Raw genomic sequence first — 14,767 nt, 5'->3', positions numbered from 1 at the left:
TTCCATGCATTTAGAGGCGCTGAAAGACCGTGTTTGACACCTGCTTCAAGGGCAGGTCGATGCCGGCAAGCGATTCCGAGTGGCCGATAAACAGATAGCCGCCCGGAAGCAGGCAGTCGCAGAGGCGGCCGATGACATCTGCCTGGGTGGGTTTGTCGAAATAGATGAGAACGTTGCGGCAGAAGATAATGTGCATGGGACCACCGACACCGTAGGACTTGTCCATCAGGTTCATCCGGCCAAAACCGACATGCGACCGCAAACGCGGCGCGATGCGCACCTCCCGCCGTTGCTGCTGCTTCGAGCTCATCACATATTTCCGGCGAAGATCGGCCGGCACCGGCTCGACGAGGCTGTCGGCGTAAATCCCGATACGGGCCGCCTCCAGCACGTCGGTGCTCAAATCTGTCGCAAGCACCGAATAGTCGACCCCGGGGACGCGTTCGGCAAACTCTGACAGCACCATCGCCATCGTGTATGGCTCGGCGCCTGTCGAGCAGGCAGAACTCCACGCCCGCAGCCGCCGTTCCCCGCGTTTGACGAGATCGGGCAAGGCCACGGCTTCCATGTATTCGAAGTGCTTCGGCTCGCGAAAGAAGTCGGTCTTGTTGGTGGTGACGGCATCGATCAGGTGCACCGTCTCGGTTTCCAGCCCCTCGCCGTTGAACAGGAAATCGCAATAGTCGTCGAAGGAAGTGATCCCCGTTGCCCGAAGGCGCCGGCGCAGGCGGCCCTCGAGCATCGTCAGTTTCGTTGTCGGCATCTTGATGCCGCTATACTCGTAGATGAACTGGGCAAGCTTTTCGAAATTACGCTTGCTGATATGATCGCCGAAAGCCTGGCTTTCCTGTTGGGCCACTCTCATCCGCTGCCCGCTCACGCTGCTTGGCCGGTGCGCGGGGAAAGCATCGCGGTGTCCTCGCGCGACAGCAATTGCGCCAGGTCGACGATGACGACGAAACCGTTCTCGCGGCGGACGACGCCGGCGATGTAGTCGGAACGCCAGCGAATGCCGATATCCGGAGCCGCTTCGATCTGGTCACGCAAGAACGGCGTTACCTCGAAAACCCTGTCTGCAACGAGGCCAAGCGTCAGGGTTTTCGGACCGATTGGAATGTCGAGAACCAGCACGCGGGTATGCGGTGTCGGGATGGTCTTCGACAGACCGAGCTTCAGCCTGAGATCGATGGTGGGTACCCCCTGCCCGCGCACATCGCGCAGGCCGAGAAGGTAATCCGGACCGTTGGGGATCTTGAAAGCCTCGGCATAATCGAGAATTTCGCGAACCACTTCGACCGGCACGGCGAAGACTTCCTCGCCGAGGCTGAAGGTGACGAATTGCGATTCGAGAGGTGCTGTGGCCATGATTATGCGCTTTCCTTGAAGTCCATGTCGCCATCGTCCGGGCCGCCCATGGAGAGATCGAGTGCGTAGCCCTTCAGCCGTGCCTGCTGGCCTGCGACCGTATTGCTTGCCTTCGAGCCCGGAGACTTGCGGGCGGAAGTGACCGGTGTCCGGGCGGTGGTCCGCACGGCAGGGGCACGGGTAGTTTTCTTCGAACCCTGGTCGACCTTGAAGAAGGCGATCGACGTCTGCAGTTCTTCGGCCTGGGCCGCGAGTTCTTCCGACGTTGCCGACATCTGCTCGGAGGCACCGGCATTCTGCTGGGTCACCTTGTCGAGCTGCTGGATCGCTTCGTTGATCTGCGAGGCACCGATATCCTGCTCGCGGCAGGCGGCACTGATTTCCGAGATCAGCTCGGCGGTCTTGCGGATATCCGGAACCAGGCGGCTCAGCATGTCGCCGGCTTCAGCGGCTGCCTTCACCGTATCGCTGGACATCGAGCCGATTTCGGCGGCAGCCGACTGGCTGCGTTCGGCAAGCTTGCGGACTTCCGAGGCGACGACTGCAAAGCCCTTGCCATGTTCGCCGGCACGGGCCGCTTCGACGGCTGCGTTCAGGGCCAGCAAATCGGTCTGGCGAGCGATTTCCTGGACGATGCCGATCTTCTCGGCGATGGTCCGCATGGCGCTGACGGCGCGGGTGACGGCTTCGCCGGACGCTTCCGCATCCTTGGCCGACTGGCGGGCGATCTTTTCCGTCTGCGCGGCATTGTCGGCGTTCTGCTTGATGTTCGAGGCCATCTCTTCCATCGCAGCCGAGGCTTCTTCGGCAGAGGCTGCCTGTTCGGTTGCGCCCTGGGAAACCTGCTCGGAGCTGGCCGAGAGTTCCTGGCTACCGGAGGAAACGTTATCGGAAGCGGACAGGGCATCGGCAACGACCCCACGAAGGCGGTCGACCATCTGCTCCAGTGCCATGCCGAGCGTATCCTTGTCCGACAGCGGCTTCGGCGCAACCGTAAGGTCGCCGTCCGAGATCTGCGATGCGATCGTCGCTGTGTTGCGAAGGTTCGCCGTCATCCGGCTCATAGAGGTCACCAGATCGCGGATTTCGTCGTTGCTTTTGTGTTCGATCTCCTGATCGAGATCGCCAATGCTGACTGCATCGGCAAGGCTTACCGCGCGCTTCAGGCCGCGCGAGATATTGAGCAATATCCAGAGCGCGGAAATGGACGCCACGATGATCAGTCCAATGGTCATCGAGACCAGAAGATTGCGCGAGGTGGCATACTGGTCGTTGGTGGCCGAATCCGTTTCGGCGACGTTGCCGGTGACGGTGCTGCTCAGCTTCGACAGGACCTGCAGAAGCTGGACGGTGATCTGCTGGCCTTCGCCCATCGAGATGGTGCCAGCCTGGCTGTTGGATTCGGTGGTATTTTCCTTTGCGAGGACGATGACGCGATCCTGCAACGGTAGCCATTTGCCATAGAGATCAGCAAACTGGGTTATGCCGTTGCGGACATCAGGGTCAGGCGATGTGGAAAGACGTTGCACCAGAGTTTTGACCAGTTCGCGCTGCTGCGTGACCTCGTCGACATAACCATTGATCTTGGATGGATCGGTGTTGATGATGGCGTCCTTTTCCGAGCGGATAGAGCGCAGGACGGCATCCGAAAGCTCTCCGGAATCGCGCAGGTTGGCAACGGGGCCTGCAACCATTTCAGAAATGTCGTTGTTGAGCGAGGACAGGTTGTAGATCGACAACCCGGCCATGGCGCAGGTGAGGAGGACGATGAAACCGAACACTAGGCTCAGCTTTAATTTGATCGTGAAACGCATGAGAAGGCTCCAAGCGGGTGGTGTTGTTCGGGACAAGCCTATGACCGGCGGCCACCAAGGCACGCCGGAAGTTGTTGATTAAGTGAAGAGCTTGACATCTACTCCCGCGTCGAACGGCTCGAAGCCTTTCACGCATCCAACGGCCACATCCGTTGGCTCAGGCACTTTCGGGGCCGCGTGGACCCCGTATCGGGTTAGCCTCTCGGCTCAGGCGCTTTCGCGGAAGTCGTCGTCTTCTGCGTCAGGTCCGCCCATGGACATATCCAGTGCAAAACCCTTGGCACGAGCCTGCTGCGCGGCAATGCTCTGCGAGGACTTGCCGTAGGACGGTGCGATGGACTTTCGTGCCTGGGTGGGGGCGGAGACGACCTTCGTCGAAGCCCTCACCGGTGTCTTCTTCGAGGCCGAAGCCCTCGAGTTAGACGTCTCGACCTTGAAGAAGGCGATCGACGTCTGCAGCTCTTCGGCCTGGGCAGCCAGTTCTTCCGACGTTGCCGACATCTGCTCCGAGGCACCGGCGTTCTGCTGGGTCACCTTGTCGAGCTGCTGGATCGCTTCGTTGATCTGCGAGGCACCGATATCCTGCTCGCGGCAGGCGGCACTGATTTCCGAGATCAGCTCGGCGGTCTTGCGGATATCCGGCACCAGGCGACCGAGCATCTCACCGGCTTCGGCAGCTGCCTTCACCGTATCGCTCGACATCGAGCCGATTTCGGCGGCAGCCGACTGGCTGCGTTCGGCAAGCTTGCGGACTTCGGAGGCAACGACTGCAAAGCCCTTGCCATGTTCGCCGGCACGGGCGGCTTCGACGGCTGCATTCAGGGCCAGCAAATCGGTCTGGCGGGCGATTTCCTGGACGATGCCGATCTTCTCGGCAATGGTCCGCATGGCGCTGACAGCGCGTGTTACCGCTTCGCCGGAGGCTTCCGCATCCTTGGCCGACTGGCGGGCGATCTTTTCCGTTTGGGCGGCGTTGTCGGCGTTCTGCTTGATGTTGGAGGCCATCTCTTCCATTGCAGCCGAGGCTTCCTCGGCAGAGGCTGCCTGTTCGGTTGCGCCCTGGGAGACCTGCTCGGAGCTGGCGGACAGTTCCTGGCTACCGGCAGACACGTTGTCTGCTGCAGAGATCGCGTCGGCAACGACGCCGCGCAGGCGTTCCACCATCTGCTGCAGCGCGATACCGAGCGTATCTCTCTCCGACAGCGGCTTTGGCGAAACAGTCAGGTCGCCTTCCGCAATCTGGCCGGCGACATCAGACGTCGTCCGCAGGTTGGTGATCATGCTCTGCATGGCAAAGCCCAGCACGTCCTTGTCGGACAACGGCTGCGCCATGACCGACAGGTCACCCTCGGCGATCTTGCTGGCCATAGCCGCCGTGCCGCGCAGGTTGACAGCCATCCGGCTCATCGAATCGACGAGATCGCGGATTTCGTCATTGCTCTTGTGCTGGATCTCCTGGTTGAGATCGCCAAGGCTGACGGCATCGGCAAGGTTCACCGCGCGCTTCAGGCCACGGGAGATGTTGAGCAGTATCCAGAGCGCCGAAGCCAACGCGATGACGATCAATCCGGCGGTCATCGCCACGAGCAGATTGCGCGAGCTGGCATACTGTTCGTTCGTCGCTGTATCTGTTTCAGTCACGTTGCCCGTGACCGTGTCGCTGAGCTTCGCCAGCACCTGCAGAAGCTGCACCGTGATCTGCTGGCCCTCGCCCATGGAGATGGACCCGGCCTGGCTGTTGGATTCCGTAGTATTCTGCTTGGCAAGCCCGGTGACACGATCCTGCAACTGCACCCATTTGCCATAAAGATCGGTGAACTGGGTCATGCCGTTGCGGATATCCGGATCCGGCGAGGCGGAAAGACGTTGCACCAGCGACTTGATCTGATCGCGTTGCTGCGCGATTTCGTCGATGTAGCCGCCAATCTTCGTCGGATCTGTGTTGATGATGGCATCTTTTTCCGACCGGATAGAACGCATGACCGCATCCGAGAGTTCACCCGATTCCCGCAGGTTGACGACGGGGCCGGCCACCATTTCGGAGATATCGCCGTTGAGCGAAGACAGATTGTAAATCGATAGGCCGGCCATCGCGCAGGTGAGCAGGACGATGAAACCGAATACGAGGCTCAGCTTTAACTTGATCGTGAAACGCATGAGGAGACTCCAAGCGGGTGGCATTGATCGGGACAAGTCCTGTGACCAAAAGCCACTCAGGATCGCCAATTTTAGATCGGAGGTAAGAGCTTGACATCTACTCTCGCGTCGAACGGCTCTCGGCCCTTCGCGCATCCAACGGCCACATCCGTTGGCTAAGACATTTCAGGACAAGGTAATTTCCTGAATAAAAACGAGCGCATAAATACGTTGGGTCAGTGCGCCGGCGGCCTTAGTGGCCGCCGGTAACATTCGGTCCGATCAAGCGCTTTCGCGAAAATCGTCGTCGTGTGCATCCGGTCCGCCCATCGACAGGTCGAGTGCGAAACCCTTGGCACGGGCCTGCTGGGCGGCAACGCTGTTCGGCTTGTTGGCGACAGCAGGCCGGCGGGCATTTGCTGCAGCCATTGGCGCCTTGGCGAACGCCCGTACGGCGATCTTCTTGGCGGCAGGCTTGTGAGCGATGCTGTCGACCTTGAAGAAGGCGATGGATGCCTGCAGCTCTTCGGCCTGGGCCGCAAGTTCTTCTGACGTCGCAGACATCTGTTCCGAGGCGCCGGCATTCTGCTGGGTCACCTTGTCGAGCTGCTGGATCGCTTCGTTGATCTGCGAAGCGCCGATATCCTGCTCGCGGCAGGCCGCGCTGATTTCCGAGACCAGCTCGGCAGTCTTGCGGATATCCGGCACCAGGCGACCGAGCATTTCACCGGCTTCGGCCGCTGCCTTGACGGTATCGCTCGACATCGCGCCGATTTCAGCGGCAGCCGACTGGCTGCGTTCGGCAAGCTTGCGGACTTCCGAGGCGACGACTGCAAAGCCCTTGCCATGTTCACCGGCACGGGCCGCTTCGACGGCTGCATTCAGAGCCAGAAGGTCGGTCTGGCGGGCGATTTCCTGGACGATGCCAATCTTCTCGGCAATAGTCCGCATGGCGCTGACGGCGCGGGTAACGGCTTCGCCAGAGGCTTCCGCATCCTTGGCCGACTGACGGGCGATCTTTTCCGTCTGGGCGGCGTTGTCGGCGTTCTGCTTGATATTGGAAGCCATTTCTTCCATCGAAGCCGAAGCCTCTTCGGCGGAGGCAGCCTGTTCGGTGGCACCCTGCGATACCTGCTCGGAGCTGGCCGAGAGTTCCTGGCTACCGGACGAGACGTTGTCGGAAGCGGACAGCGCATCGCCGACCACGCCGCGCAGGCGTTCGATCATGACGTTGACGTTTCCGAGCATCTCGCCGATTTCGTCGCGGTTGGTGATTTCAGCGGTCTTTGTGAGGTCGCCTTCTGCAACATCGCGGACCACGGCGTTGGCACGGGCAAGACCCTTGCCGATCGTGCTGGCGATCCAGTAGGCGGTGATGGCAGCAATCAGCAGCGCCGCGCCGGCGACTGCCAGCATCATCATACGGATATGGGCATACTGAACGTCCGCATCGTCGTCCGCAAACTTCATCTTGACCTTTTCGTCCTCGAGCTTGTCGTTGAGGCTGGCTCCGATGGAGTTGGCGGTCTTGCGAGCTTCGCCGACAGAAACGGCATAGGCGCCTTCCTTGTCGCCGGCATTCAGCAGGTCGCGGATCTGGTCGTCGGCGCGGACGAACATTTGCGCCATCTTCTCGGTTTCGCCCCACGCTGCGCGGCTATCCGGCGACAGGATCTTGTTGAGCGACGCAAAATCGTCTGTCAGGGCCTTGCGGGCTACATCACCGGCAGCAATCGCCGCCTTGCTGTCTTCTGCTGTACGCGCTGCCAGCAGGTTCTTCTGCTGACGGATGATCTGCAGCTGATCGATATTGATCTGCTGTGTCAGCTCAAGCCGTGCGGCCGGTCCCTCGAGGACGTCGCTGATGGTGTCGTTGAAATTGCTTAGGCTCATGATGGCGTAACCGGAGGTGCCGATCAGCATGAGTATGATAAAGGCGAAGGCCCCCACCAGTTTGGCCTTGATCGTGAATCGCATAATATTGTCCCCTATATTTCGTCTCATGGCTGCCTTGGTCAGGCAGCCAGCGCGTGATCCCGTCGCGTCGCGAAAATGGCCTGCAGGTTTGGAAGGATGATGAATTCGCCGCCTCGCTTGACGAGGCAGCTGATGTAGTCCGGCCGCCAGCGCATGCCGACGCTCGGAGGCGCTTCGCTGGAGGCTTTCGCCAGCGTGGTGACTTCATTCACCTTGTCCGTTCGCAAACCGACCAGTGTCGGTTCGTCCTGGATCGTCAGGGAGATGACGACGATGCGGCTGTCGATGGTCGCTGCTGCCGCTTCCATGCCGAAGGCAAGGCGCAGATCGGCGAGCGGAATGACTTTGCCGCGAAAGTTGATGACGCTGGCAACGAAAGGCTGGCTTCCCGGCACCGCAGTTTCCGGCAAGAGATCGAGGATTTCCTGAACCATTGCCGCCTCGAGCGCAAATGTCTCGCCGTTCAGATCAAACGTCAGCACCTCGAGTTCGTCAGTGTCGTTCCAGTGATTATCGTTCTGAAGGGACTGGTTCATCCTGCTGCACGCAACTGCGCCTCCTGTTGCTGACCGGCGGCGACCAGGTGGACGACGTCGAGAATAAGCGCGACATTGCCGTCGCCGAGAATGGTGGCACCGGAGAATGTCGAGACATCCTGATGCAGCTTGGACATCGACTTGATGACCGTCTGGTGGTCGCCGATGATCTGGTCGACGACGAGACCAACCCGTTCCGTGCCGGTCGAGATGACCACCACCTTCTGATGCACATCCGGCTTGGTGCCGGTGCGGAACAGCTCGCGCAACCTGAGGAAAGGCACGAGGCTGTCTCGCAGCGAGATGAAGCTGCGACCGCGCGAGCGCAGATCCTCCTCCAGCGACAGTTCGAGGCATTCCTCGACCGCCGAAAGCGGAATGACATAGCGACCGGTGCCGACCCGCACGAGCAGGCCGTCGATGATCGCCAGCGTCAGCGGGATGCGCAAGGACACTTCCGAGCCCTGCCCGTCATGGCTGGTAACGTCGATGGCGCCGCGCAATGCCTCGACTGTCTTCTTGACTACATCCATCCCGACGCCACGGCCGGAAAGATTGGTGATCTGCGCCGCAGTGGAAAATCCCGGCGCGAAAATAAGCTGCAGCAGGTCGCTGTCGGACAGCACCTGGCCCGGCTGGATAAGCCCCGAGCTTTCAGCCTTGGCACGGACTCGCTGGCGATTGATGCCACGGCCGTCATCCTTGATCGAGATGATAACCTCGCCACCCGATTGCCGCGCCGACAGCGTGACTGTGCCGCCCTCGGATTTGCCGGCGGACAGGCGCTCGGCCGGCGGCTCGAGGCCGTGGTCGATCGAATTGCGCACCAGATGCACCAGCGGATCGGCGAGGCGTTCGATGACCGTCTTGTCGACTTCCGTGGTTTCGCCTTCCGTGATCAGCTCGATGACCTTGCCGGTCTCGCGGGCGAGATCATGCGTCAGGCGGCGGAAGCGGCTGAACAACGTTGCGACCGGCACCATGCGCAGTACCATCATCGTGTCGCGCAACTCGCCGGACAACCGTTCGATTTCTTCCGATACGGAGCGCAGTGCGAGATCGGAACTGGAATTGGCCAGTTGGCGCAGGCGTGACTGGGCGATGACGAGTTCGCCGACCCGATCCATCAGCTCGTCGAGCCGTTCGGCCGGAACGCGCACACTTTCGGATGCCTTGGCCTGCCGGGCATCGGTCGGAGCCGGCGATAGCGTCTCAGGCTTGGCGGGAACGAGCTCGGCAGCGGCCGGTGCTGGTGTAGCGACAGGCAACGACACCACCACGGCAGGCTGTTCGACAACCGCGACGACCGGAGCCGGGGCCGGCGCTGGCGTCTCGCTCAGCGTCTCGACCTCGAGCTGCATGTCGTCCATGACGAAAATGAACACGTCGTCGATGGCGGAGCGCGGCTGGTCGGAGGTCAGAAGCACCTCCCAGGAGAGGTGCAGTTCCGTCGGCACCAGCACGTCGAGCGGCGGAATTCCGGCGGTATCGGCAACGATCCGGCATTCGCCGAGATCGCGCAATTCATCGAGCAGACCGAGCGGGTTGGTGCCGTTGATCATCGCATTGTGCGGCAGGCTGAAGCGGATTCGCCAACGGTTCAATGGTTCCTTTGCAGCAGCCGCGACCGGCTCTGCGGATTTGCCATCGACGGCAGCGCGCAGCAGTTCCAGCAGGCGATCGCCGGCGGCCTGGTGATCGCCGTTCGGCGTCTCGACCAGGGCCCGCATGTGATCCTGCGCCGCCAGCACGGCGGCAACCAGTTCGGCAGTTGCCGGCACTTCGCCCTTGCGGACACGGTCGAAGGCGGTTTCGCAATGATGGGTAAACGCGGCCAGCGCGTCGAAGCCGAACATCGACCCGGAGCCCTTCAGCGTATGCAGTCCGCGGAACACCGCGTCGATCTGCGCCTTGTCGTCGAGCCTGTGGGTAAGGTCGAGGAGGCCGCTTTCGATCTGTTCGAAAACCTCGGCAGCTTCAATGCGGAAGACGGCAACCGGATCGAGCGTGTTCATCGGCCGAGTACCTTACGGGTTATCTTGATCAGGTTTTCAGGATCGAAAGGCTTCGTCAGCCAGCCGGTGGCACCGGCAGCCTTGGCGCGGGCCTTCAGGTCGGCATCCGATTCCGTCGTCAGGAAGATGATCGGCACGCCCATGTGCTCGGGCAGCTTGCGCAACTCCTCGATCATCGTCAGGCCGTCCATGACAGGCATGTTGAGATCGGTAATGATGAGATCGAATGCGCCGCCCTTGGCCTTGGCCAGTCCGTCCGAACCATCCACCGCCTCGGTCACGGTATAGCCGGCATTGGAAAGGGAGATCTTTGTCGTCATTCGAATGCTGGCGGAATCGTCGACCGTTAAAATGTTCGCAGTCATACTCGTACCTCTTGATGTAACCAGAATTGCGCGTCTTCCGCCGACTGGGCGCCGGTGAAACCACCGCGCTTCAATACCTTCAGCACCGACCCTGTCGCAGGAGCCGCCAGCCGCATCGTCTTGCCAGCGGCGCGGGCATCCATGCGGGCGGATTCAACCAGTTGGACAAAGCTAAGATCAGCCTCGGCATCCCCAGGGATCTCAAGCGTAATTTCCGGACTTTCCGTCAGGCGCATATGAATAATTCCATGCACTTCCGCGATATTCTTTATAACCAAAGAATTCGGAAGCTGCACAACGTCCTTATACTTACGATCCGCTGTCAAAATTGCCTCCTGAGTGGACAGATGCATAACCTCTGATAGAGGAATCTCATGACAGCCTTAACAGGCAGTAAACCCGGGTTGCACCGAAGCACAATTACAGCGAGTCCCCATGGTGCGATTTATTACCTGAAATAAATTGGGATTTAGTTTAAGCATTTCAGTAAAATTGAACAATTTCCGTTACTTATGGGATATTGCAATAAAGCTTAGTATAACTGATGAGTGATTGTTAACGATGCTTCGAGATCGATGCCGATACAACGTCTGCGAGTCACCGCAATTTACCGGAACTTTCCATCCTTGAGTCTAGTATTGAGCCACAGAAGACGAGATTCAAGTAAAGGAAGAACAATGACAAGTGGAACAGCTCTGGCGCATCGCCCTTTACAGATGCCGGTCGCCGACGTCCGCGACACATTGGAGTCGGCCCGCAATCAGGTCGAGAAGCGCTTCCTGGACGGCGGCGCAGTGCTGGTTTCGGTGATGGAGGTCATCAACGAGCTGCTTGCATCCCTCGATCGTCTGACGAAATCACTGGACAGCGATGGCACGAGCGACACGGCGGCGGATCTGCTGCAGACCGTGACGACGCTGGTCGACCTGCCCGACCTCGAAGCCAGGCGCCAGGAGAATTTTGCGGTCCTGTCAGCGGCCGGCGCCGTGCTGAGCACCCATGTCATGGATATGCAGGAAACCATGCGCTACCTGCGCACTTTTGCGATTACCGTGAAGATTACCGGCGCCGGCATTGCCGAATTCGGCGGCTTCGCGCAGGAGATACTCGAGCGGATCCAGTCCGGCACCAACGAGGTCAACAGTTTCGCCGACCAGCTGACCACGCTGGAGCGAGACCTCAAGGTTGCGATGAATGTTGGGGCAACAACGACCAAGGACTATGGCCACACCATTCCGAAAGTCGTCGATGCTCTTGAGAAGGACGTAAAAACCATCGCCAGCCACCGCAAGGATCTTGCAGCGATTGCCGGCCAGGTCGGCGCTATCGCCCGCGGGGTCCAGGGCAAGGTCGCCTCCACCCTGTCTGCGCTACAGATCGGCGACATCACCCGCCAGCGTATCGAACACGTACAGAGCGCCTTCACCTTTCTCGAGGAATTCCTTGAAACCGAGGAAGGCCGCGCACTCGACAACGATGCACGCTACCGCCTCGAAAACCTCATTCACCACCTGACGGCGGCGCAAATGCGCGACATGGTCGAAGACTTCCAGCGAGAATCCCGCAATGTCGTCCAGACGATCACCAGCTTCAGCCACGATACCCAGGAAATCCTGAAACTGCGCGATGACATGAAGGGCAGCGGCGAGGAAACCGGCGGCAATTTCATGCGCACGCTGGAAGACAGCGTCTCCACCGCCCTTGGCATCGTCAAGCAGGTGGAAACGGCGCGCACGCAGACAAACCGGATCAGCCAGTCCACCCTCGACACCACATCCAACCTTTTGAAAAGCATCGCCAACATCCGCGCGGTCAAGACCGACATCCACTATATGGCGCTGAATACCAACCTGCGCTGCAGCCGCATGGGCGAAGAAGGCCGTTCGATCAACGTCATCACCGCCGAACTGCGCATCTTCGCAGCCAAGCTCGACGATTCAGCAGACTCCCTCGTGACAGGCCTTTGCGATCTGGAGACTGCCGGCAATGGCGTCGCCTCGACCCATGAGGCCAACGCCCGCCGCCTCGACGAACGGCTTGGCGGCGCTGTCGGCAATATCCGCGCCGGCGCCGACGTCATGGAGAAGGAACTGGCTATCCTGTCCGAGCACGGGCGCGAAGTCGCTACCAAGATCAGCCTGTCGCTCAGCAAGCTCGACTTCCAGAACGACCTCGGAGAGATCCTCGCCACCTGCGCCGATACACTGAGCGATCTGGCAGGCCCGCAGCAGCCCGACGTCAGCGACCTTGCCGACAGCCTGGGGCCGGTCGCAGCCCGGATCCTGAAGGTCTACACCATGGCGCAGGAACGCAATGTCCACCACGACATCGTCCCGGCCCAGAGCGGCGCCATCCTGCATGTCGTTGAAACAGCGTCCGCCACGAACGACGAGGACCTGTTCGAAGACGCGCTTTTCTAGGGCAAGGCCGGCTATAAAATGACGACGTGGGGTATCGAACGCGCGTCTCACCCAGTGTGAACGCTTTGGGCGAACTCAGCGCGCGCTGCGGAATTTGTTGGCCGCGTTGATCGCGGCCTTCTGCTGGTCGTCCTCGATCCCGAGATAGAAATCCTCGAGTTCGGGATCCTTCAGTCCGGCGCGGCGCGAAATGACGTACCATTTGGCAGCCTCGACCGCATCCTGGGGCGTTCCGAGCCCGTTGATATAGAGGTGAGCCAGCTTGTTCTGCGCCACCACGTTGCCGCGATAGGCCGCGACCTTCATCCACTTGAAACCTTCTTCGAGCTCGGTCTTGCCACCGACGCCGTTGATCAGCCAGACCCCCATGTCCAGCTGCGCCGTGTCGAAGCCGGCATTCGCCGCCCGCGCCAGCCACATGCGCGCCTGTGCCTTCTTCTCCGGCGGTACGCTTTCAAGCGACATATAGAGTTGCGAAACGGCGTATTGTGCATCCGCGATGCCCTGGGCGGCAGACTTTTCGTAATAGGGCAATGCCAGCTCGAGGCCCTTGATACCAGCGTTGTCGGCAGTCAGACTCTGTGCCCAGTTAAACTGCGCCGTCGGCTCGCCGGCATCGGCTGCTTTTTTCATCCACTGATCGGCCGACTTGCGGTCACGCGGGACATCGCGGCCTTCCATCTGCGCCAGGGCAAATTTGAACATCGCCGTAGGATTTCCGCCTTCCGCTGCCTTGCCATACCAGAAGGCGGCGTTCTTGCTGTCGCGCCGGACGCCCAGTCCCTGCGACAGCAATTCGGCGATCAGCGTCTGTGCCGCCGGATCGCCGAGTTGGGCGCGCGGCAGGGCTTTCTGGAATGCCGTGAGATAGTAGCCACGCTGAAAGGCACCATAGGCCTCGTCGACCACGCCCGTATAAGGCTTTTCCGGCGGAAGCGCCGGCAGGCCTACGCCCATGCGATCGAGGACGCCGATGCCACCCGAAGGCTTGGTTGCCTTGGGATCGGCAGGCACAGGTGCTGCCTCGCCGCCTTTCTTGAAAGGCTGTGGCTTCGGCTCGTTCGAGGGTAAAATGTGCTCGGTCGGAAAAGCCCCGACATTAGGGGAATTCGAGACCCCGTCCGCAGCAGACTGCGCTCTTGCCATAGGGGGAAGAACAGCAAACCCGGTGAGGAGCGCCAGAAACAGCAAGGGCGGATGATAGCGGTGCGAGATCGACATGAACTGCTATCAATCTTCAAACCGTGGCGCTTTTTCGTCCAGCAAGGCATTCACGGCAGAAACAACAGACGATGCCTGTGCTGCATCGGCAAACACAGCGGATCTCAACGCCACGAACTCCACGCCGGCGAGCGCCACATCGAGCGCGGAGTTCGGGTCGGTGCCGCCCATGACGATGCAGGGGATCTCGATCATCGATGCCCACCATTCGCCGAGATCGACGTTTTTCGGATGTGCCTCGGGCTTGAAGTCGCCGTCGAACTTGCCGAAGAAGATATAGTCCGGCCTCAGTTCACCGATTTCCAGCGCGGTATGCCGATCCTTGGCCGTTCCGCCGCCGACCATGAAGCTTGCCGTCTGCTTTTCCATCGCCTCGGTGAACTCGGCAATATCGGCAGCGATATGCAGCCCATCCGCCTTGGCGCGCGCCGCGACGCGGCTGTCGCCGGCAATGAGGGCTGCGGCACCGGCGGCCTGAACGATCGGAACCAGCTTTTCCGCCGATTTCTGGAAATCGAATTCGTTAAGCCCGTATTGCGGAATGATGACAGAGGCGACGTCGCCGCCCTCCAGCGCCTTTGCCACGAGTGCATGCTGTTCTGCGATGTCGGTCATCTCGGGCACGATGAGAACCAGACGGCAGCGGCTTGGGGGCAAGATCATGCAGGCTTCCTATTCGGCGCATCCGGCCGGAACACGAAGTCCGGCATTCCGGTCTGTGAGTAAATCCGTTGGGACCTGCTGACAAGGGGAGCGTCGCGGAAAACCGCAAGGCCCCTATTGCCCGGGAACGCGAGCGGAGCTGCAATAAGCGCCGTGCCCGCCGCTCTGTCCGTACCGCTGGCCGCAAGGCACGGAAGCTTTCAGCTACCTCACACAAACAGTTGCGCCAACCCCTGCGTTAAAGGAAGTTGGCGC

The 14,767-nt window shown here is 60.5% G+C and carries 11 protein-coding genes and 2 pseudogenes; 1 reads left to right on the top strand and 12 read right to left on the bottom strand.

Going from position 1 to position 14,767, the window contains the following annotated elements; translation table 11 throughout:
* Window positions 1-10: 10 nt before the first annotated feature.
* The 10 genes and pseudogenes from J5278_RS05555 to J5278_RS05515 form a co-directional block, all read right to left on the bottom strand.
* Complete coding sequence (locus J5278_RS05555; protein ID WP_209184841.1) at window positions 11-865, bottom strand: protein-glutamate O-methyltransferase CheR; 855 nt, start codon at window positions 863-865, stop codon at window positions 11-13.
* Window positions 866-876: 11 nt separating this feature from the next.
* Window positions 877-1,365 carry a chemotaxis protein CheW gene (locus J5278_RS05550; protein ID WP_142830663.1) on the bottom strand — a complete coding sequence of 163 codons (489 nt, stop codon included), beginning with the start codon at window positions 1,363-1,365 and terminating at the stop codon, window positions 877-879.
* Between the two features lie 2 nt (window positions 1,366-1,367).
* Window positions 1,368-3,179: a methyl-accepting chemotaxis protein gene (locus J5278_RS05545; RefSeq protein WP_209184842.1), complete on the bottom strand. Its 1,812-nt coding sequence runs from the start codon at window positions 3,177-3,179 to the stop codon at window positions 1,368-1,370.
* Window positions 3,180-3,386: 207 nt separating this feature from the next.
* Window positions 3,387-4,421 (bottom strand): annotated as a pseudogene (locus tag J5278_RS31590) (methyl-accepting chemotaxis protein); the annotation flags it as partial.
* 198 nt (window positions 4,422-4,619) lie between these two features.
* Window positions 4,620-5,270, bottom strand: a pseudogene (locus J5278_RS31585) (methyl-accepting chemotaxis protein); the annotation flags it as partial.
* A 327-nt stretch (window positions 5,271-5,597) separates the two neighbouring features.
* Window positions 5,598-7,292 carry a methyl-accepting chemotaxis protein gene (locus J5278_RS05535; RefSeq protein ID WP_209184844.1) on the bottom strand — a complete coding sequence of 565 codons (1,695 nt, stop codon included), beginning with the start codon at window positions 7,290-7,292 and terminating at the stop codon, window positions 5,598-5,600.
* A 38-nt stretch (window positions 7,293-7,330) separates the two neighbouring features.
* Complete coding sequence (locus J5278_RS05530; RefSeq protein ID WP_142830656.1) at window positions 7,331-7,828, bottom strand: chemotaxis protein CheW; 498 nt, start codon at window positions 7,826-7,828, stop codon at window positions 7,331-7,333.
* Window positions 7,825-9,843 (bottom strand): chemotaxis protein CheA, encoded by a 2,019-nt coding sequence (locus J5278_RS05525; protein WP_209184845.1) that lies wholly within the window; start codon window positions 9,841-9,843, stop codon window positions 7,825-7,827. Before J5278_RS05525 ends, J5278_RS05530 begins: the two co-directional genes overlap by 4 nt.
* Window positions 9,840-10,208: a response regulator gene (locus tag J5278_RS05520; RefSeq protein ID WP_111222370.1), complete on the bottom strand. Its 369-nt coding sequence runs from the start codon at window positions 10,206-10,208 to the stop codon at window positions 9,840-9,842. The genes J5278_RS05525 and J5278_RS05520 overlap by 4 nt, the downstream gene beginning before the upstream one ends.
* Window positions 10,205-10,534, bottom strand: coding sequence for a hypothetical protein (locus J5278_RS05515; RefSeq protein ID WP_257623389.1), 330 nt, complete (start codon window positions 10,532-10,534; stop codon window positions 10,205-10,207). Before J5278_RS05515 ends, J5278_RS05520 begins: the two co-directional genes overlap by 4 nt.
* Window positions 10,535-10,885: 351 nt before the next feature.
* Between J5278_RS05515 and J5278_RS05510 the strand changes: the two genes are divergently transcribed.
* Window positions 10,886-12,628 carry a chemotaxis protein gene (locus tag J5278_RS05510; RefSeq protein ID WP_209184847.1) on the top strand — a complete coding sequence of 581 codons (1,743 nt, stop codon included), beginning with the start codon at window positions 10,886-10,888 and terminating at the stop codon, window positions 12,626-12,628.
* A gap of 75 nt (window positions 12,629-12,703) precedes the next feature.
* Here J5278_RS05510 and J5278_RS05505 read toward each other — a convergent pair whose 3' ends face one another.
* A complete protein-coding gene (locus J5278_RS05505; RefSeq protein WP_247749174.1) occupies window positions 12,704-13,849 on the bottom strand; it encodes an SEL1-like repeat protein in 1,146 nt (381 codons plus the stop codon).
* 9 nt (window positions 13,850-13,858) lie between these two features.
* Complete coding sequence (locus J5278_RS05500) at window positions 13,859-14,512, bottom strand: thiamine phosphate synthase (RefSeq protein ID WP_209184848.1); 654 nt, start codon at window positions 14,510-14,512, stop codon at window positions 13,859-13,861.
* Window positions 14,513-14,767 lie beyond the last annotated feature (255 nt).

This window comes from Rhizobium sp. B21/90 (assembly GCF_019355815.1).
Classification (GTDB): domain Bacteria; phylum Pseudomonadota; class Alphaproteobacteria; order Rhizobiales; family Rhizobiaceae; genus Rhizobium; species Rhizobium rhododendri.
The sequence above is the reverse complement of the archived record's forward strand: the minus strand, read 5'-3'. Positions and strand labels throughout refer to the sequence as shown.